At 72.2% G+C, this 17,946-nt stretch carries 18 protein-coding genes; 14 read left to right on the top strand and 4 right to left on the bottom strand.

The window, feature by feature from the left end:
• Positions 1-12: 12 nt before the first annotated feature.
• On the bottom strand, positions 13-1,470 hold the full coding sequence (locus tag KAG51_RS07690; protein ID WP_290582296.1) for a GuaB1 family IMP dehydrogenase-related protein: 1,458 nt from the start codon (positions 1,468-1,470) through the stop codon (positions 13-15).
• Positions 1,471-1,586: 116 nt separating this feature from the next.
• On the opposite strand from KAG51_RS07690, the gene KAG51_RS07685 reads away from it, so the two are divergent.
• Positions 1,587-2,258 carry an FkbM family methyltransferase gene (locus tag KAG51_RS07685; protein WP_290582294.1) on the top strand — a complete coding sequence of 224 codons (672 nt, stop codon included), beginning with the start codon at positions 1,587-1,589 and terminating at the stop codon, positions 2,256-2,258.
• Between the two features lie 28 nt (positions 2,259-2,286).
• Positions 2,287-3,318 carry a glycosyltransferase family 4 protein gene (locus KAG51_RS07680; RefSeq protein ID WP_290582292.1) on the top strand — a complete coding sequence of 344 codons (1,032 nt, stop codon included), beginning with the start codon at positions 2,287-2,289 and terminating at the stop codon, positions 3,316-3,318.
• Here KAG51_RS07680 and KAG51_RS07675 read toward each other — a convergent pair.
• A complete protein-coding gene (locus KAG51_RS07675; RefSeq protein ID WP_290582290.1) occupies positions 3,315-4,421 on the bottom strand; it encodes a glycosyltransferase family 4 protein in 1,107 nt (368 codons plus the stop codon). The genes KAG51_RS07680 and KAG51_RS07675 overlap by 4 nt on opposite strands.
• A gap of 19 nt (positions 4,422-4,440) precedes the next feature.
• Entirely contained in the window at positions 4,441-5,094 is a 654-nt protein-coding gene (locus KAG51_RS07670) for a methyltransferase domain-containing protein (protein ID WP_290582288.1), read from the bottom strand.
• A 204-nt stretch (positions 5,095-5,298) separates the two neighbouring features.
• Here KAG51_RS07670 and KAG51_RS07665 point away from each other — a divergent pair, with 204 nt between their 5' ends.
• The 7 genes from KAG51_RS07665 to KAG51_RS07635 all read left to right on the top strand — a co-directional run bounded on the left by KAG51_RS07665 (position 5,299) and on the right by KAG51_RS07635 (position 11,185).
• Entirely contained in the window at positions 5,299-6,486 is a 1,188-nt protein-coding gene (locus KAG51_RS07665; protein ID WP_290582286.1) for a glycosyltransferase, read from the top strand.
• Positions 6,483-7,205, top strand: coding sequence for an FkbM family methyltransferase (locus KAG51_RS07660; protein ID WP_290582284.1), 723 nt, complete (start codon positions 6,483-6,485; stop codon positions 7,203-7,205). Before KAG51_RS07665 ends, KAG51_RS07660 begins: the two co-directional genes overlap by 4 nt.
• Positions 7,206-7,258: 53 nt before the next feature.
• On the top strand, positions 7,259-7,825 hold the full coding sequence (locus KAG51_RS07655; RefSeq protein ID WP_290582282.1) for a DapH/DapD/GlmU-related protein: 567 nt from the start codon (positions 7,259-7,261) through the stop codon (positions 7,823-7,825).
• Positions 7,822-8,673: a methyltransferase domain-containing protein gene (locus KAG51_RS07650; RefSeq protein WP_290582280.1), complete on the top strand. Its 852-nt coding sequence runs from the start codon at positions 7,822-7,824 to the stop codon at positions 8,671-8,673. Before KAG51_RS07655 ends, KAG51_RS07650 begins: the two co-directional genes overlap by 4 nt.
• A 151-nt stretch (positions 8,674-8,824) precedes the next feature.
• A complete protein-coding gene (locus KAG51_RS07645) occupies positions 8,825-9,064 on the top strand; it encodes a hypothetical protein (RefSeq protein WP_290582278.1) in 240 nt (79 codons plus the stop codon).
• 7 nt (positions 9,065-9,071) lie between these two features.
• Complete coding sequence (locus KAG51_RS07640) at positions 9,072-10,439, top strand: class I adenylate-forming enzyme family protein (RefSeq protein WP_290582276.1); 1,368 nt, start codon at positions 9,072-9,074, stop codon at positions 10,437-10,439.
• Positions 10,436-11,185 carry an SDR family oxidoreductase gene (locus KAG51_RS07635; RefSeq protein WP_290582274.1) on the top strand — a complete coding sequence of 250 codons (750 nt, stop codon included), beginning with the start codon at positions 10,436-10,438 and terminating at the stop codon, positions 11,183-11,185. The genes KAG51_RS07640 and KAG51_RS07635 overlap by 4 nt, the downstream gene beginning before the upstream one ends.
• A 45-nt stretch (positions 11,186-11,230) precedes the next feature.
• On the opposite strand, the gene KAG51_RS07630 is transcribed toward KAG51_RS07635, so the two are convergent.
• The gene (locus KAG51_RS07630) at positions 11,231-12,544 is read right to left on the bottom strand and encodes a lipopolysaccharide biosynthesis protein (protein WP_290582272.1); all 1,314 of its coding nucleotides are present in this window, start codon (positions 12,542-12,544) and stop codon (positions 11,231-11,233) included.
• A 124-nt stretch (positions 12,545-12,668) separates the two neighbouring features.
• Here KAG51_RS07630 and KAG51_RS07625 point away from each other — a divergent pair, with 124 nt between their 5' ends.
• From KAG51_RS07625 to KAG51_RS07605, 5 genes are all read left to right on the top strand, one after another.
• The gene (locus KAG51_RS07625) at positions 12,669-13,445 is read left to right on the top strand and encodes a hypothetical protein (RefSeq protein ID WP_290582270.1); all 777 of its coding nucleotides are present in this window, start codon (positions 12,669-12,671) and stop codon (positions 13,443-13,445) included.
• Positions 13,446-13,474: 29 nt separating this feature from the next.
• Positions 13,475-14,500 (top strand): class I SAM-dependent methyltransferase, encoded by a 1,026-nt coding sequence (locus tag KAG51_RS07620; protein ID WP_290582268.1) that lies wholly within the window; start codon positions 13,475-13,477, stop codon positions 14,498-14,500.
• A 194-nt stretch (positions 14,501-14,694) separates the two neighbouring features.
• Positions 14,695-15,714, top strand: a complete 1,020-nt coding sequence (locus KAG51_RS07615) for a GDP-mannose 4,6-dehydratase (RefSeq protein WP_290582266.1) — start codon at positions 14,695-14,697, stop codon at positions 15,712-15,714.
• Positions 15,715-15,855: 141 nt separating this feature from the next.
• Positions 15,856-16,683, top strand: a complete 828-nt coding sequence (locus tag KAG51_RS07610; protein ID WP_290582264.1) for an FkbM family methyltransferase — start codon at positions 15,856-15,858, stop codon at positions 16,681-16,683.
• 6 nt (positions 16,684-16,689) lie between these two features.
• Positions 16,690-17,919, top strand: coding sequence for a glycosyltransferase family 61 protein (locus KAG51_RS07605; protein WP_290582262.1), 1,230 nt, complete (start codon positions 16,690-16,692; stop codon positions 17,917-17,919).
• Positions 17,920-17,946 lie beyond the last annotated feature (27 nt).

Here is a 17,946-nt window from a genome sequence, read left to right as displayed (position 1 = left end):
GTCGCGTGCCCGTCACCAGGAGGCGTGCAGGGGGCGGCCCTCGTCGTAGCCGGCGGAGCTCTGCAGGCCGACCACGGCGCGCTCGGCGAACTCGGCGATCGTGCGGGCTCCCGCGTACGTGAAGCTCGAGCGGACGCCGGCGGTGATCTGGTCGACGAGGTCCTCGACGCCGGGATTGTCGGGGTCGAGGAACATGCGCGAGGTCGAGATGCCCTCCTCGAACAGGGCCATGCGGGCCTTCTCGAAGCCGGCGGCGTCGCGGGTGCGGTTGGCGACCGCGCGGGACGAGGCCATGCCGAACGACTCCTTGTACGGCCGGCCGTCCGCGCCGAACTTGAGGTCGCCGGGGCTCTCGTGCGTGCCCGCGAACCAGGAGCCGATCATGACGCTGGCGGCGCCGGCGGCCAGCGCGAGCGCGACGTCGCGTGGGTACCGGACGCCGCCGTCGGCCCACACGTGGGCACCGAGCTCGCGCGCGCTGGACGCGCACTCCAGGACCGCGGAGAACTGGGGACGCCCGACGCCGGTCATCATGCGGGTCGTGCACATCGCGCCCGGACCGACGCCGACCTTGATGATGTCGGCCCCGGCCGCGACGAGCTCGCGGGTGCCGTCGGCGGAGACCACGTTGCCCGCCGCGATCGAGATGCGCCGGCCGGTGCGGGACGCGAAGGCGTCGCGCTCCTCCCGCACGACCGGCAGGGCATCGGCCATCTTGATCTGGTGGCCGTGCGCGGTGTCGACCACGATGACGTCGATGCCGGTCTCGAGCAGCGCGCGAGCCTTGCCCCGGACGTCGCCGTTGATGCCCACGGCCGCACCGATCACGAGACGGCCCTCGGGATCGGTGGCGGGGGTGTAGATGCTGGAGCGCAGGGCGCCCTTGCGGGTCACGACGCCCAGCAGCTCGTCGCCATCGAGGACCGGGGCCAGCGGACGGTGCTGGCTCGTCAGCGAGTCGAAGTACGCGCGCGGCTCGAGGCCGGCGTCGACCGTGAACAGATCGGGGTCCATGACCTCGTGCACCTGCGTGAAGCGGTCGACCTCGGCCCCGTCGCGCTCGGTGACGACGCCGAGCGGCTTGCCGTCGGCGACCACGACCGCCGCGCCGTGCGCCCGCTTGGGGATGAGGCTCAGGGCCTCGCCGACCGTCATCGACGGCGTCACGGTCACGGGCGTCTCGTAGATCGTGTGGGCCGCCTTGACCCGACGGACGGTCGAGCCCACGACGTCGATCGGGATGTCCTGGGGGATGATCGCGATCCCGCCGCGGCGGGCGATCGTCTCGGCCATCCGGCGCCCGGAGATCGCCGTCATGTTCGCGACGACGAGCGGCAGGGTCGTGCCGGTGCCGTCGGCCGTCGCGAGGTCGACGTCGAACCGGCTCGTGACGTCGGAGCGCCGCGGCACCATGAAGACGTCGCTGTACGTCAGGTCGTGCGAGGGCTGCAGGCCGTTGAGGAACTCCACGCCACGAGTCTAGGTCGGGGCTCCCGCATCTCGGTCAGGCCAGTGCGCGGCGGGGTGGCACCCCGCTAGAGTCGCCGCGACGAGCTGGACCCGAACCGCACCGACGGGGAACCACGATGGCACTGCGGACATTCGTGCTGAAGGCACGGATCAAGCTCACGATCTTCGCGCTGGAGTCCTGGCTGCGGCCCGAGCGCCCGGCGGACATGCTCCGCTTCGGCACGTTCTACGGCGGTTGGTGGATCCCGGAGGTCGACCCGTCGCGGGGGCCGGCGTTCTGCGTCGGGGCCGGCACGGATGTGACGTTCGACCTGGAGCTGCAGCGGCTGGGCTACACGGTGTACACCGCGGATCCCACCCCGGCGGCCGTCGAGTACGTGACCCGCGAGCACCCGGGACTGAGCTTCTTCCCGGTCGGTGTCTGGTCCGAGGACGGGGAGCTCGAGTTCGCCCAGGACGAGACCTGGACCGAGTCGTGGGCGATCGGCGGCAACGTCTCGGCCAGCACCGGAACGGTCGCGATGCAGAAGTTCCCCGTCATGACCGTCCGGTCGCTCATCGAGCACGCCGGAGAGAGCGAGGCGGGCCTCCTGAAGCTCGACATCGAGGGTGCCGAGCACGCCGTGCTCGAGCAGATGATCGCCGACGGTGTGCGACCGCACGTGCTCTGCATCGAGTACGACGACCACCGGGTCCGCCGGGTCCTGTCCTCGACCCGGCTCCTGCAGCGTGCCGGCTACCGGCTGCTGCAGATCGAGGGCCTCAACTACATCTACGTCCGCGACTGAGCTGCTCCCGACCACCTAGGATCGCGGCGTGCCCTCCCGCCGAGTCGTGCGTGTCTTCGGACCGCTGCCGCCGCCCGTGCACGGAGCCTCGCGGGTCACGCGTCTGGTGGCGGACCTGGTCGCGGCCGAGCCCGACGTGCGGGTCCGGAAGTTCGACTCCAACGACGGGGTGCGGGCCGCGGCCCGGCTCGGCCGGATGCTGCGCGGGCTCGCGAGCCTCGCGCTCGGCCGCGGCGGTTCGGTCTACGTCGGTGGTGCTGGCGGCGAGCTGCTCTGGTACCAGGCAGTTGTCGTGCTGCTGGCCCGCGCGCGCCGCCAACGGATCGTGTTCCACCACCACAACTTCAGCTACCTTCACGAGCGGTCGACCGCGATGGCGGCGCTGTGCCGGATCGGCGGTGGACGGCTCCGGCACGTGGTGCTCGGCGCGACGATGGCGCAGGCGATGCGCGCGTCCTACCCCGCCGCCACGGACGTCCGGGTCGTGTCCAACGCCGCGCTGCTGGGCGACCCGGTCGCGGCCCCCCGCGACGTGTCGGGCCCGCTGGTGCTCGGTCACCTCAGCAACCTCTCGCGCGACAAGGGCCTTGACCTGGTGATCGAGTCGGCCCGTCGGCTCCGGAGCGCCGGGGTCGACGCGACCTTGGTCCTCGCCGGTCCGTGCGCGGACTCGGACGCGGAGCTGCTCGTGGAGCAGGGCCGACGCGACCTCGGGGACGCCCTCGAGGTGCTCGGCCGCATCGACGCCGACCGCGTCAGCGAGGTCTACGAACGGATCGACCTGTTCGTGTTCCCGAGCCGCTACCGCAACGAGGCCGAGCCGCTGGTCGTGCTCGACGCGATGCGGCACGGGGTCGAGACGGTCGGCTTCGACACGGGCTGCGTGGGCGAGCTCGTGGCGACGGGGTTCGCCGTGCCGCGCGACGGCGACCTGCCGACCGTGGTAGCGGAGCATGCGGGCGCGCGTCGCGGCCGCACCGACGCGGCCGATCGCTACGCCCGACGCCGCGCCGAGGCGCAGACCGGGTTGGCCGAGCTCGTGGCCCATCTGGCGGGCTAGGAGCGCAGGGCCTCAAGGCGCCAGGTGAGCTGCTCGTGCAGGTTGCGGGCCCATCCGACCGAGCTGGTACGGCTGCCGAGCGCGCGGCTGAGGTCCGACATCTCGCCAAGACGGGCGACGCCCGCCGGGTCGTCGGCCAGCGCCGCCATGTGGCCCATCGAAGCGGCGAGCGCGGCGGCGTCGCCGCTCGCGACGGTCCAGCCGTTCTGGCCGTCCTGCACGAACGACGGGGCCGCGCCGACCTGGTAGGTCGTGATGAGAGGCAGGCCGCTGACCGCCGCCTCGTGCAGGGCCACGCCGTACGGGTCGATGCGCGACGGGAGCACGAAGGCCGAGCTCGACCGCATCAGTGTGGCCAGCTCGCCCGGCTGCTGGAACCCCAGCATGCGCACGCCGTCGATGCCCTCGAAGTCGGACGCGAGGGGGCCGAGGCCCGCGACCGCCAGGTCCCACGGGTCGGTGCTCGCGGCGCGGTAGCGCCGGTAGGCGTCGGCCAGGACGTCGGCGCCCTTGTGGTGCACCAGCCGCTGGCACGCCAGGAACGCGCGGTGGCCCGCGATCTCCTCGCCGGTGCGCGGCTCCGACCCGAACACGCTCGTGTCGGCCGCCAGCGACCCGCGGATGACCTGGTCCTCGCCGAAGCCGAGCCGCCGCGCGAAGAACTCCGTGCGGTCGCTCGGCACCATGACACAGTCGAAGATCGACTGCACCCACCACGGGGCCACGACGCGGCCGACCCACTGCTTGGCGACGTTGCGCCAGACGTTGTCCATCCAGCAGACCCGCAGCGTGCCGGCGGGCAGCGCTCTCACAGCCTCGCGGTAGGGGCCGAAGTGCCACGAGTGCATCAGCACCGCGTCGGGCGCGAACGCCCGCACGACCTCCCTGACCTCGCCGTCGGCGGGAGCCCCGTGCCACAGGTGCACCTGGGCGTACTCGCCGAAGCCGAGGTCGGCGTAGTCGGTGTCGGGGGCGGTGCTCGGGGTCACGACCAGCAGCTCGACCCCGCGCGAGGCGAGCTCGCGGCAGGCGGCGTCGTTGAATCCGGCCCATCCGGACGCCAGGACGGCGACGCGCAAGGACCGGGCCGGTGCAGGTGTCATCAGGTGCTCGGCGTACGGGTCAGCGGGTCGCCTCGACGACCAGCTGCACCCCGCCCTCGTCGGCGCGCATGTCGATGCCCGCCAGCTCGGGGCGGTCGCTCTCGCCGTGCTCGTAGCGTGTGACGTCGCTGAAGCCCGCGCGGGTGAGCTCGGCGGCCATCGTCTCGAAGTCCCACAGGTAGCCGTGGTGGTGGCCGAACTCGGCGATCGGGATGCGGACCCAGTCGATGGGGTGCTCGACCGTCAGGCCGATCTGCTCGTAGACCTTGGCGCTCGGGTCGCCCTTGGGGGCGACGCCCGCCAAGTACTTGTCGACGTGAGCGCGCAGGTCGGGCGTGACCATGCGGATCGCGCCACCGGGCTGGAGGCAGCGGTACGCCTCGGCGAACAGCACCTGGGCGCCCTGGAGCGTGATGTGCTCGACCACGTTGTCGGAGTAGACGTGCGACAGGGAGCCGTCCTCGAGCGGCCACGGAGCGGTGGCGTCGAGGAAGTTGCGCGTCACGGCGCTGACGTTCGTGACGACCCAGTCCTCCCGGGGCACCAGGCCGCCGATCTCGAGCTTGAACGGGCGCGGCGCGCTCGCGAACGCGGACTTGGCGCGACGGCGGGCGATCGGCGTGTTGACCGCAAGGACGGGCGGGCGCACGACGGCGCGAATGGCGGGATGCACGGGAGGAAGACTAGTCCGTGCGACGGGCCGGCAGGTGGCAATCGCCACGACATCTCCCGGGGTTCCGCGTGAGCATCTTCACCCGTGACCCGGCCAGCGTGGAAGGCGTCACGAAGCGGGCGGAACGACCCTGACGGGCGGTCTCCCGTTGGTAGGGTGTGCCGACCGTGGGCGAGCCGCCACGGCGACCTTCCGAGGAGACCGATGTCGAACGACCGGACGGCGACCGTGATCGTCGAGCCCGACCCCGGTGGCCACCACTTCCAGGCCGTGGGCGCCGTGACCGACCTGGCCCACCGCTTCGGGCCCGTCGTGATGCTCACGAGCCGCGCCGGGATCGAGAGCCCCGCCCTCGACGTCTACCTGGGCGGTCATCTCCAGCGCGGCGACCTGACGGTCGTGGAGGCCTTCGACCTCAAGGTGCCGCCGACCCGCGACATGGCGGCCGCGGCCGCGAATTGGTGCCGCGACGGCGTCGACGGCGCGGACGTCTCGCGCGTCGTGCTGATGGACGGCGACCAGGCTCTGAAGCGCTGGTGGGCCGTCGCTCCCCAGCAGCTGCGCGGCCTCGCCTCGCGGCCGCGCGTGATCTTCATGTTGACCCGCTACCCGGCGCGGCTGGCGCTGACCGACCTGACGGGCTGGCGGCTGCGCGGGCCGAAGGCAGTTCTGGCCCTCATGGCGATGGCCGCCCGCACCCTGCACCGCGCGGTCGGCTTCAGCGGCCGCGAGGACACCTCGACCGGCTGGATCGTCAAGCGCGTGCGCGACCCGCACTACAGCTCGGCGCACTCCCGCGACCGTGCGTCGCACCGCGCCGAGCTCGGCCTGCCCGCCGACCGCCTGCTCGTCGGCATCTTCGGCGCGGTCGACGCCCGCAAGAACCCGCCCTTGATCCTCGAGGCGATCGACGCTGCCGGACTCGACGCGATGCTCGTCGTCGCAGGCGGGTTCGACGACGAGGTCCGGGCGTGGGCGGACGGCCTCGACGAGTCCGACCGCGCGCGGGTCTTCCTGCGCGACGAGTTCCTCGACAACGAGGTGCTCGACCGCTTCGTCGCGGCGGTCGACGTGGTCCCGCTCGCCCTGACCAACAACGGCCCGAGCGGCATCATGGGCAAGGCCCAGGCCGCGGGTGTGCCGGTCGTGACGGCCGGGTCGCGGGTCCGGGCCCGGGAGGTCGAGGCGACCGGCACCGGTATCGCCTGCGAGCTCGATGCGGCCTCGATCGGCGACGCGATGCGCCGGGTCGTGGCCGGTGAGGTGGTCCGCGCCGACGACCACCTCTCGGAGGTCACCGCCGAGGAGTTCGCCATGACCTTGCTCGGCGTCGACGCCGAGGGACGCCCCTTCGACCGCCGTTCGGCCATGACGGCAGGAGCCACGCGATGAGCCTGCGCAACCGGGTGCTGCACGCGGGACTCGGTGCGGTCGCTCGCCGCGGCTTCGAGGTGCACCGCCACTCCTCGACCCGCCGTCAGTCGGTGCTCGCGCGCCACGGGATCGACCTCGTGCTCGACGTCGGTGCCGCCGACGGCGGGTACGGCACGAGCCTGCGGTCCTTCGGCTACACCGGCGAGATCGTGTCGTTCGAGCCCATCGCGGCCACGTTCGAACGGCTCCGCGGCGTCGTGGCCGCCGACCCCCGCTGGACGGCTCGCCAACTCGGCCTCGGTGCCGAGGCCGGCTCGGCCACGATCAACATCGCCTCCAACGGCTTCAGCAGCTCGCTGCTGCCGATGCTCGACGCGCACATCGACGCCGCGCCGCAGGTCACCTACGTCGGCGAGGAGACCATCACGATCTCGACGCTCGACGACGAGGCGGTACCGCTGCTGGCCGGTCGGCGTCCGTTCCTCAAGATCGACACGCAGGGCTTCGAGCGCGAAGTCCTCGCCGGCGGCCAGGCCACGGTCGAGGCGGTGCTCGGCCTGCAGCTCGAGCTGTCGCTCGTGCCGCTCTACGACGGCGGCATGCTGATCGACGAGGCGATCTCCTGGGCGTACGACCACGGCTTCCGCATGGTCGGGATCGAGCAGGGGTACGCCGCCCCGACGGGCGAGATCCTGCAGATCGACGGAGTCTTCGTCCGGACCGATGCCCCGGCCTGAGCAGTGTCGCGGAACCGGCTTCCGGGCCGCCCGGCTGTAGTAGCGTTCCCCGCGTGACGAACGCCCCCGACCAGCCGGGATTCCGCGAGCTGGTGTTCTCCGACTTCGCGCGGTACCGGCCCGGTTCCGAGCCGAGCTGGCTGAAGGTGTTGGTGCGGGTCCCGAGCGTGCCCGGCCTTCTGGCCTCGTTGATCCTGCGCGCCCAGCAGCGGCTCTTCGAGAAGGGGCACGGCCGGCTCGCCGACCAGCTCCGCACCCTCGGCAACGTCCTCGTGGGCGCCGACTTCGGTGCGGGCATGAAGGTCGGCACCGGCTTCATGCTCGCCCATCCCGTCGGCGTCACGATCGGCTTCGGCCTGGTCATCGGCGACGACGTGACCTTCGCCGGCGGCGTCACGTGCGCCGCGCGGTACTACGACGACAAGCCCGGCCGGGTGCAGGAGTTCGCCACGATCGGGGACGGCGTGCTCATCGGCGCCAATGCGGTCCTCGTGGGCGGGGTCACGATCGGTCGCGGCGCCATGATCGGTGCGAACTCCGTCGTGCTCTCCGACGTGCCCGAGGGCGCCGTCGTGATGGGCTCGCCGGCGCGTCGCGTCGGCACCAGGGAGGACGCATGAGCACCGACGCCTACGACCCGCAGTCGCACTACGACCGCGTGACCGCCGCCTGGCAGCTCCTGCTGGGCGACGAGCTGCACTACGGGGTCTTCGACGAGGGCTCGGAGCCGCTCGCCGTCGCCACCGCGGCGCTGACCCGTCGCATGATCGACGGTGCCGACCTCACGGAACTCGGCGCCGACGGCCGCCCCCTGCGGGTGCTGGACGTCGGGTGCGGCTCCGGCACGCCGGCCCGCACGATCGCCACCGAGTTCGGGGTCGAGGTCGTGGGCATCACCACGAGCGGCGTCGGCGTCGAGACCGCCCGCGAGCGCACCGCCGAGGCCGGGGTCGCGGGGGTGACCTTCGAGCAGCGCGACGGCACCGACAACGGCTTCGCCGACGGGGAGTTCGACCGCTCGTGGGCGCTGGAGTCCGCGCACCTGATGCGCGACAAGGCCGCCCTGGTCCGCGAGTGCGCCCGGGTGCTGCGTCCGGGTGGGCGGTTCGTCCTGTGCGACCTCGTCCGCTGGCGCGAGATCCCCTTCGCGGAGGTGCGCGCGCGCCGCGACGACTTCGCCGTGCTGCGCACCGCCTTCGGTGACGCGCACTTCGCGACCCTCGACGACTACGAGGAGCTCGCCGCCGCGAACGGGCTGGTCGTCGACCGTCGGGAGGACCTCACGGCCGCGACGCTGCCGACGTTCGACCGCTGGCTCGCCAATGCCGAGCAGAACCGGGCTGCCGTCGTCGACCTCATCGGCGAGGCCGGACACGAGGCGTTCGTCCGGTCGTGCCACATCCTCGAGGCGTTCTGGCGCGACGGCACGTTCGGCTACGGACTCGTCTCGGCCACCCGACCCGCCTGACCCGCGCGGGCAGCCGCCCGTGTGACCCGCCCCTCCCACAACCCCGGACAAACCCCTCTGACGGAGCAGTCCGGCATGGCAGGATGAAGCCACTCGTCGCCCCCGTGGGTCCCGCCGCGGACCACGACATCGCTAGGAGAACCCCCGGCCCATGAGCACTGCGCCCGCTGACGTCCAGAAGACCGTCACCGACTTCCTGACGTCGATCGAGAAGCTGCCCGAGGGATTCGGCACGGACACGCCGCTGTACGCCGACGGTGCCGAGCTCGACTCGCTGGAGACCGCCGAGCTCTCGGCGACCCTCGAGGACGTCCACGGCAGCGACCCGTACTCGATCGGCGAGATGCCGCAGACGCTCGGCGAGATCCTCGCCTTCTACGCCGGCGCCTGATCGACCCTTGGACGAGCTGCTCCGCCGGGTCGCCGCGGTCGACCCCGCCCGGGTCGCCGTGGTCACCCACGACGGCACCCGCACGTACGGGCAGCTGGCCGACGACGCGCTCCGGGTTGCCGCGGCCCTGACCGAGCGCGGCATCCGCCGGTTCGCGATCGCCGAGGTCGAGGCCGCCGCCGTGCTGCCGCTCCTCGCCGGCGCGTCGCTCGCCGGAGCCGAGGCCTGCCAGTACCCGCCGGACGCGCCGGACGACCTGCGCTCGCTCGTCGAGCGCTTCGACCACGACGTCCTCGTCACCGACCGGGACGACCTCGCCGGACTCGCGCCGCAGGTCCTGGGCACGGGCGCGCTGCTGGGCGGGGCCTCCGACCCCTCGGTCGTGGTCGACCCGACCCCGACCGACGACGTCCGCCCCCACCTGGTCCTGACCACCGGCACGACCGGAGCGCCGCGGGGCGTCCGGCACGACTGGAACCGTCTCGTCCGCGGCACCGCCCGGGTGCGGCCCGCTCCGGACGAGCGCTGGCTGCTCGCGTTCGGCCTGCACCAGTTCGCCGGTCTCCAGGTGCTGCTGCACGTCGCGGCCGCTGGCTCGGTGCTCGTGGCCCCGGCGCCTCGCCGACCCGTCGAGGGCCTCGAGGCGATGCGCGCCCTCGGCGTCACGCACGCCAGCGCGACCCCCACCTACTGGCGCTTCCTCGTGGCCCAGCTGCGCTCCGACGGCGGCCCCGTGCCTGCCCTGCGCCAGGTCACGCTGGGGGGCGAGGCGATCCCCGGACCCCTGCTCGGCGAGCTGCGCGCGACCTTCCCGGACGCCGCCGTCTCGCAGGTCTACGCGGCCTCGGAGTTCGGCTCGACCGGCTCGATGCGCGACGGCCGGCCCGGTCTGTCGATCGACGTGCTGGACCGCGGCGACGACGCCGACGTCGACATGCGGATCGTCGACGGCGAGCTGTGGATCCGCTCCCGCACCGGCATGCTCGGCTACCACGGGGAGCCGCCGATCGAGGCCGACGGCTGGCGCGCCACCGGCGACCGTGTCGAGATCGAGGGCGACCGGGTCCTGTTCCGCGGCCGCACCTCCGAGATCATCAACGTCGGGGGTGTCAAGGTGCACCCGCTGCCGATCGAGGAGCGCGTCGCCGCGGTCGACGGCGTCGTCATGGCGCGCGTCTACGGCCGGCCCAACGCGATGACCGGCGCGATCGTGGCGCTCGAGGTCGTGGCGGCGCCCGGCACCGACGAGGCCGAGCTCAAGACCGCGCTCAAGGCCGCCTGCGCCGACCTGGTGCCCGCGTCCCGCCCGCGCAGCATCACCTTCGTCGACGAGATCGTCACCACCGGAAGCAAGATCCTCAGGAGAGAACTGTGAGCACCCAGCCCGAGAGCGTCGAGCCCCGCATCGTCATCGTGACCGGCGGCAGCCGCGGCCTCGGTGCCGGCATCGTCGAGTCGTACCTCGCCTCCGGGGACCGGGTGGCCGCCTGCGCGCGGTCGGTCACGCCCGAGGTCGAGCGGTGGCGCGCCGAGCACCCCGACCACTTCTTCTTCGCCACGGCCGACCTGTCGCGATCGGAGGACGCGAAGGCGTTCGTCGACGCCGTGATCGAGAGGTGGGACCACGTCGACGTCCTGATCAACAATGCCGGCGTCGCCCGCGACGGCATCCTCGGGCTGGCCTCCGACGACGACATCGACGTCGTGGTCGACCTCAACATCAAGGGCACGCTCTACATGTCCCGTCTCGTGAGCCGTCGCATGCTGGCGCGTCGCTCGGGGTCGATCGTCAACATCTCCTCGATCGTCGGCCGGTCGGGCTACCGCGGGCTCGGCGTCTACAGCGCGACCAAGGCCGCGCTCGACGGCCTGACCCGCTCGATGGCCCGTGAGCTCGGGTCCCGGGGCATCACGGTCAACGGCATCGCCCCGGGCTACCTGCGCACCGAGATGAGCCACGGCCTCGATGAGGGCCAGATGGGCCAGATCGAGCGCCGCACGCCCGCCGGCCGGCTCGGTGAGCCCGTCGACGTCGCTCGGGTGTGCCAGTTCCTGACCGATCCGGCCGGCAGCTACCTGACCGGCCAGGTCATCGTGGTCGACGGCGGACTCACGTCCTGACGCTCACGCGCGGTGTGGTCTTCTGCGCTCGCGCGGGGGTCGTCTTCAGCGCTCGCGCGAGGGGCCGTCCTCAGCGCTCACGCGCGGGGCCGAGCCGGCGCCGGCTCGGAAGACCTTCCACCCCAGCGCGACGCAGCTGAGCAGCCCGACGAGCGCGAGGCTCATGCCGACGCCGTCGAGGCTGTCGTGCAGGGCCGAGAACGCGATGCCCGCGACGAGGACCGGCAGCAGCGCCAGCTCGATCCACGAGGCGACGCCTCCGCGTCCCTGGCCCTGGAGGATCGCGATGAGCACCCGCCGCAGCGCGAGGAGGCCGTCCGCCACGATCAGCCACCGGGCGACGCTGACCGCGCTGACGAACTCCTCGCCGAACGCGAGGCGGATGACCGGCTCGACAAGGGCCTCGAGCACGAGCACGATCGCGGTCACGAGGGCGAGCGAGATCCCGGACCACCGCCGGATCACGGCCCGCTGACCCGCCGGGTCGGCGTGGTGGGAGGCCACCCGGGGGAGCACCACCACGCTGACGGCATTGCTGACCAGGCGGCACAGGTTGGACACCGCCAGTCCGGTCGCGAAGAGGCCGAGCGCGGTCGTGCCCAGCAGTCCGCCGACCAGGATCCGCTCCAGTCCGAGGCCGTCGAGCGGGCGCACGCCACTGACGTAGTTGCCGCGCGCCTCCTGCCACATCGCGGACTCGGGCACGCGGGCCCCGTCGTCATCGCGGGCCGGCAGCAGCGACGCGATCGCCACCGCGACGCTGACGACCCCGGCCGCGACGTACGCGAGGAGCACGTCGGTCGCGGTCCAGCCCCAGTCGAGCGCGGCCGCGGTCCCGAGCACGAGCGTGAAGAGGCCTTGCGGGGTCAACGCGACCCAGGCCATGCGGACGAGCCGGCCCTCGCCCTGCATGCAGCCGCCGATGATCGAGAAGAACAGCGTCTGCAGGGTCACGACGAATCCGATGACCGCGATCTCGGCCCGCTGCCCGGAAGCGCCGTCGTCGAGCAGGACGAGGAGCAGGGCCGCGGCGACGGCGCTCGGCACGACCAAGGTCCACCCGCGTCGACGGAGCACGTGCCCGAAGCCGTCGCGGGCGGTGATGCCGCGCTCGGCCAGCAGCTTGGTGATGGCCGGCGGCAGGCACCCGCCGAAGCTGAGCTGGGCGGCGAAGACGCTGACGGCCAGCACCAGGGCGATGACACCGCGGCCCTCGACCCCGAGCAGCCTCGCCATGATGATGCCCGTCACGAGCGTCAGGAACTGCAGACCGAACGTCGCGCTGACGATCAGCAGGAACGTGAAGGCGTCGCGGAGGGGGCGGATCGGCGCGGCCGTGTCGCTTCTCGCCTCCGTCACGCGTAGAGCATACTGGCGCCTGCCGGTCGTGACCGGCGATCGCCGCCCCGCCCGTCGATACGGAGACCCGATGCCGCAGCCCCTTCCTCTGCCCATCCGGATCCTCGTCAAAGGCGCGTCGACCGTGGGGTGGACGTCCTGGATGGGGGGCCCGCGGCAGGACTTCATCGTGCCGCGCGTGATCGAGTCGGAGCTGCTGACCGGCGGGCGCCCCGTCGACCTGCGGACCTCCACGATGGCCTCGGAGAAGACCGACACGATCCTCGCGACGTGGCAGCAGGAGGTCGTCGGCTTCTCGCCGGACGCGATCGTGCTGGTCTACGGCCATTACGAGACGATCCACCTGATCCTGCCGCGGTGGCTCGAGATCCACGCCAACAGCCTGCGTGGCCGGCCGCGTCGCGCGGCCCTGCTGTACCGCCGTGCCGTGCTGCGTCCGCTCTGGAAGCTCCTGGCGCGCCTGCAGGCCGCGATCGACGCCCGGCTCGAGCCGACCCGCCTGCGCCCCGGTCGGCCCGGTCGGGTCGTGGCCGACCTCGAGACCTACATCGGCCACGTGCAGAAGGTCGCGAGCCCCCTGGTGCTGCTGGTCGAGCTGTTGCCGCCGAGCCCGCGGGTGCGCTCGTGGTTCCCCGGGATGTCGCGCCGCATCGAGGTCATGAACGAGGCCGTGAGCGGTCTGGTCGACCGGATCGGCCTTCCGCACGTGCGTCACGTGAAGGTCCACGACCTCGTCGAGAAGCACTTCGACGGCGACCTCGACCGGGCGACACCGGACGGCTTCCACTACTCCCCGCAGCTGCACCGGCTCGTCGGCGAGCGGCTCGCCGAGCACATCGACGAATGGGCCGCGACCCAGTCTCACCTCGTGATGCCTGACACCTCGGGAGATCGGCCGTGAGCGGCGCCGGAGTTCCGTACGATGCAGCCATGTCGAGTCCCGCTCCCGTGTCCCTGCCTGACTCCGGGCCCACCCACCTGTCGGCCAAGCAGCGTGCCGCGCGCGTCCTGCCCGGTCCCGTCGTGGAGCGCCTCGACCGGGCCGTGTTCGGCGTCCGCAAGGGCCGGGTGCGTCTGACGCGCAAGGCCTTCGGGGCGCTCGGTTTCAACATCGTCAAGCGCGCCGACTACTACTCGACGCTGCCGGTGCTCGAGGACATCGAGCGGACCCGCGAGCGCTGGGACAAGCCGAGCGAGCTCGTCGGCATCGACATCGACGTGCCCGCGATGGTCACGCGCCTCACCGAGCTCGCGGCGTCGTGGGACGCCGAGTACCGGGAGGTCACGGGCGACTTCCTCACCAACACCCGCCGCGGGTTCGGCCCCGGCTACCCGCACCTCGACTCGCGCACGCTGTACTTCATGCTCCGTGAGCACAGGCCGCGCCGCTACCTGGAGGTCGGCTCCGGTCTGTCGACGTACTACGCCTCGCTCGCCGCGTCCCGCAACGCCGAGGAGGGTTCGCCGCTGGAGATCACCTGCATCGAGCCGTACCCCTTCGACGCGTTGCGCACCGTGCCGGACTTCTCGCTGATCGAGGGCTTCGTCCAGGACGTGCCGTTCTCGACGTTCGAGGAGCTCGAGGCCGGCGACGTCCTGTTCATCGACTCCTCGCACGCGCTCAAGATCGACAGCGACGTCGCGTACCTGTTCCTCGAGGTGCTGCCCCGGCTCAAGCCCGGCGTCCTGGTGCACATCCACGACGTGCACTTCCCCTTCAACGGCCCGTACCCGGCCGACACCTGGCTGTTCGGTGAGCGCTGGCCGGTGTACTGGAACGAGGCGATGGTCGTGCAGACGTTCCTGACCTTCAACTCCGCCTACGAGGTCACGCTCTCGACGCCGATGATCCGGCACACCGACGAGTCGGTCCTGAGCGGTCTCTTCGACGACTACGTGCCCCTCGCGCAGGACGCGAACCCGCCGTCCTCGCTGTGGTTGCGCCGCGTCGACTGAGGACGTCAGTCGTCGGCGAGGCGCACGAAGAGGCCGTCGACCTGGTGCTCCTGCACGATCTGGGCGAGGGTCGTGACGGGAACGGCCTCGACGGCGGTGCAGGCCGCCTGCGGGCAGCCGTAACGTCCTGGCCGGCGGACCGTTGGAGTGGACGTGGCAGCAGATCGTCTCCCGACACCTGAGAGCGACCTCCCGTGACCGCCGACGGCGCAGACGGTCCGGTCGCCCTCGTCACGGGTGTCGCCGGACAGGACGGCATGTACGTCTCCCGGTTGCTGCGGCACCGGGGATGGCGCGTCGTCGGCACGATCCGGCCGGGCTCGCGCAGCGTCGAGCGCATGCGGCCGTACCTCCACGGGGTGGAGGTCGTCGAGCACGACCAGCGTGACGTCGAAGGATTCGCTGCCCTGCTGCGTCGTGTCCGGCCGGCAGCGATCTACAACCTCGCGGGCTTCAGCGCGGTCCAGGCCAGCTGGAAGGCCGCGACCGAGGTCATGCTGACCAACAGCGTCGCCGTCGTCGAGATGCTCGAGGCCGTCGTGCGGTTCCGCGACGAGGTGGGGTTCGCGCCGCGCTTCGTCCAGGCGTCCAGCGCCGAGATGTTCGGACCGGAGACGTCCGGGATGCTCACCGAGGTCGTGGCGCACGACCCCCGCACGCCGTACGCGGTCTCCAAGAGCGCGGCGCACTACGCGGTCAACGCCTACCGCGACCGGCACGAGGTGTTCGGCTGCGGCGTCATCATGTTCAACCACGAGAGCCCGTTCCGCGGACGTCAGTTCATCGCCGGCCGCATCGCGCGCCTCGCGGCGGAGGTCTCGCAGGGTCGGCCCTCGCGTCTCACCCTCGGAGCGCTCGACGTCGAGCGCGACTGGGGGGCGGCGAGCGACGTGGCGGCCGCCCTGGTCGCGGCCGTGGACCACGACTCGCCCTCGGACTACGTCGTCGCGACCGGCGAGAGCCACACGCTGCGTGACATGCTGCGGGTCGCCTTCGCCGCGGTCGGTCGCGACGACGCCCTCGACCACGTCGACCTCCAGCCGTCGATGTGGAGCACGATCCAGGCCAACAGCCTGCTGGGCGACTCCACCAGGGCCCGCGAGCGCCTCGGCTGGCAGCCGCTCGTCGACTTCGAGACCCTCGTGAAGGACATGGTCGAGACCGACCTGCGCCGACTCGAGACCGGGGTGGAGGAGTCGGCCGACTACCTCTGAGGTCCATCGTCGAGAGGGGCGCCGCGAGTTCCGCGAGTCGCCTCCGCCGGGCGCTCGGATCGATATACTTCTGCACGGCGACCGAGGCCCGGTGGACGCCGATTCTGCGGCCTGTGGCCGCCCAATTCGTGAGGTGTCGAGATGGCGAGAAGTTCACAGCTGGTCGCGCGACGAGTGCGGCAGACCGTCGGGGGCTTCTCCAACGGGGTGGGCGTGCTCGGGGCGATCGCCCGACACGCCGTCACGGGCAATCCGGCGGAGCTGGAGTACAACGTCAAGGGTGGCGTCAGCGTCGTCATCCCGAACGAGGCCGGGGCTCGCGTGCCGGTCTACGAGATCCTGGTCGAGGACGAGTACCGGCTCGACTGGTTGACGAGCGGTCTGCGCGCTGACGCCAACGTGCTCGACATCGGAGCCCACGTCGGCTGCTTCTCCGTCGCCGCCGCGCACCTGCTGCCCCAGGCGCGGGTCGACTCCTACGAGGCGTCGCCGACGACCTCGGGCTACCTCGCCCGCAACATCGAGCTCAACGGCCAGACCGGACGGGTGCACGGCAACAACCTCGCGGTACGAGCGGAGGCAGGCACGCTCGAGATCGCCGACTACGGCGCGGCCAGCGGCCACAACGGCGTCCTCCACCTCGACGAGGCCGAGGTCCCGCGCGTCACGGTCCCGGCGGTCTCGATGCGCGAGGCGCTCACCGTCAGCGGCCGTTCGGCCGACGTCGTCAAGATCGACACCGAGGGGGGCGAGTACGACATGGTCCTCGGCTCCGACCCGGCCGACTGGGCCGGGGTCAAGCGCGTCGTGATGGAGTACCACAACCTCCCCGGCCACTCGTGGGCCGAGCTCGAGGAGTTCTTCGGCCGAGCGGGTCTGAAGGTCGTCGACCGTCGTCCGTATTCCGAGGGCCTCGGCCTGGCCTGGCTGTCGCGCGACGACGAGTCCGGCCCCGCCCCTCGGTCGTAGGACCGCATGAGCAAGCTGCCGCCGCGGCTGCAGCCCCTCTGGCCCTTCGCCAAGCGGGTCCACCGCCTGCTGACGTTCGCAGTCGGCGTCGTCGCACGCCGTCTGCGCCGGTTGCTGGGCGAGCGTGCGGTCCCGCGTGGCGCGGTCGCCACGGTCGAGGGATGGGCCGCCCATCCGGACGCCGGGGTCGTGGTGCACGGGCTGCAGCCCGAGGCGCCGCTCGTCCGTGAGGCGCCGGCCGGCGACCCCGCAGGGCACTGGGTGTTCTCCCGCGCCGACCGGGCTCTGGTGCCGCCGTCGTTCTGCCTCGAGGTGCCGGGTGGCACGGTCGTGGGCGACACGGGTGCCGTGATCAGCCGCACGGGCCTGCTCGACGCGGCCTCCAGTCCGTACTTCGGCACGGCCTCGTGGCGTGAGCATCCGCTGTTCCTGCGGGGATGCCTGCCGCGCGTGCGCAGGATCGAGGGTGACCTCCTGGTGCTCGCCACGCGGGGGAGCGCGAACTACTACCACTACCTGACCGACGTGCTGCCCCGCCTGGGCGTCTATGCCGAGGCCGTGGCCGATCCGGACCCGGCGCCCACGATCCTCGTGCCGCAGGGACGCGGGTGGCAGCGCACGCTGCTCGAGATCGCGGGGTACGGGCACCTGCCCGTCGTCGAGGACGCCCCCGACCTCGCCGTCCGGGCCGACCGTCTCTTCGTGCCGTCGATCCCCAACGTCCTGGAGAACGCGCCGGCGTCCACCGTCGCCTGGGTCCGTGAGCATCTGCGCCCCAGGCCCGAGGCCGACCCGCGTCCGCGACGTCTGTACGTCACCCGCGGCACCCAGCCGAACAGCCGTCGGGTCGTGCGGGAGGCCGAGCTCTGGGCGCTGCTGGAGGCTCGGGGCTTCGAGAAGGTCGAGCCCGGGGGCCTGTCGCCGCAGGAGCAGATCGACGTCTTCTCGGCGGCCGAGATGATCGTCGGGCCGCACGGTGCGGCGTTGACCAACCTCCTGTTCGCGCCGGCCGGGGTCACGGTCGTGGAGCTGTTCACCGCGTCGTACGTCAACCAGTGCTACTGGTCGATCAGTCGGTCGATCCCCGGGGCGCACTACGAGTACCTCGTCGACGGCGATGCCGCGTGCCACGGGCCGGGATCGGCCATGAACGCGATCCTCGCCGACATCGAGATCGATCCCGTGCGCGTCGCGGCCACGGTCGACCGGCTGCTCGCCGCGCGGCACGGGGCCTGAGGGAGCGGTGGGTCGGCAACCTGCGTG

It is taken from the genome of Aeromicrobium sp. (genome assembly GCF_023146395.1).
In the GTDB taxonomy this organism is placed as follows: domain Bacteria; phylum Actinomycetota; class Actinomycetes; order Propionibacteriales; family Nocardioidaceae; genus Aeromicrobium.
The sequence above is the reverse complement of the archived record's forward strand: the minus strand, read 5'-3'. Positions and strand labels throughout refer to the sequence as shown.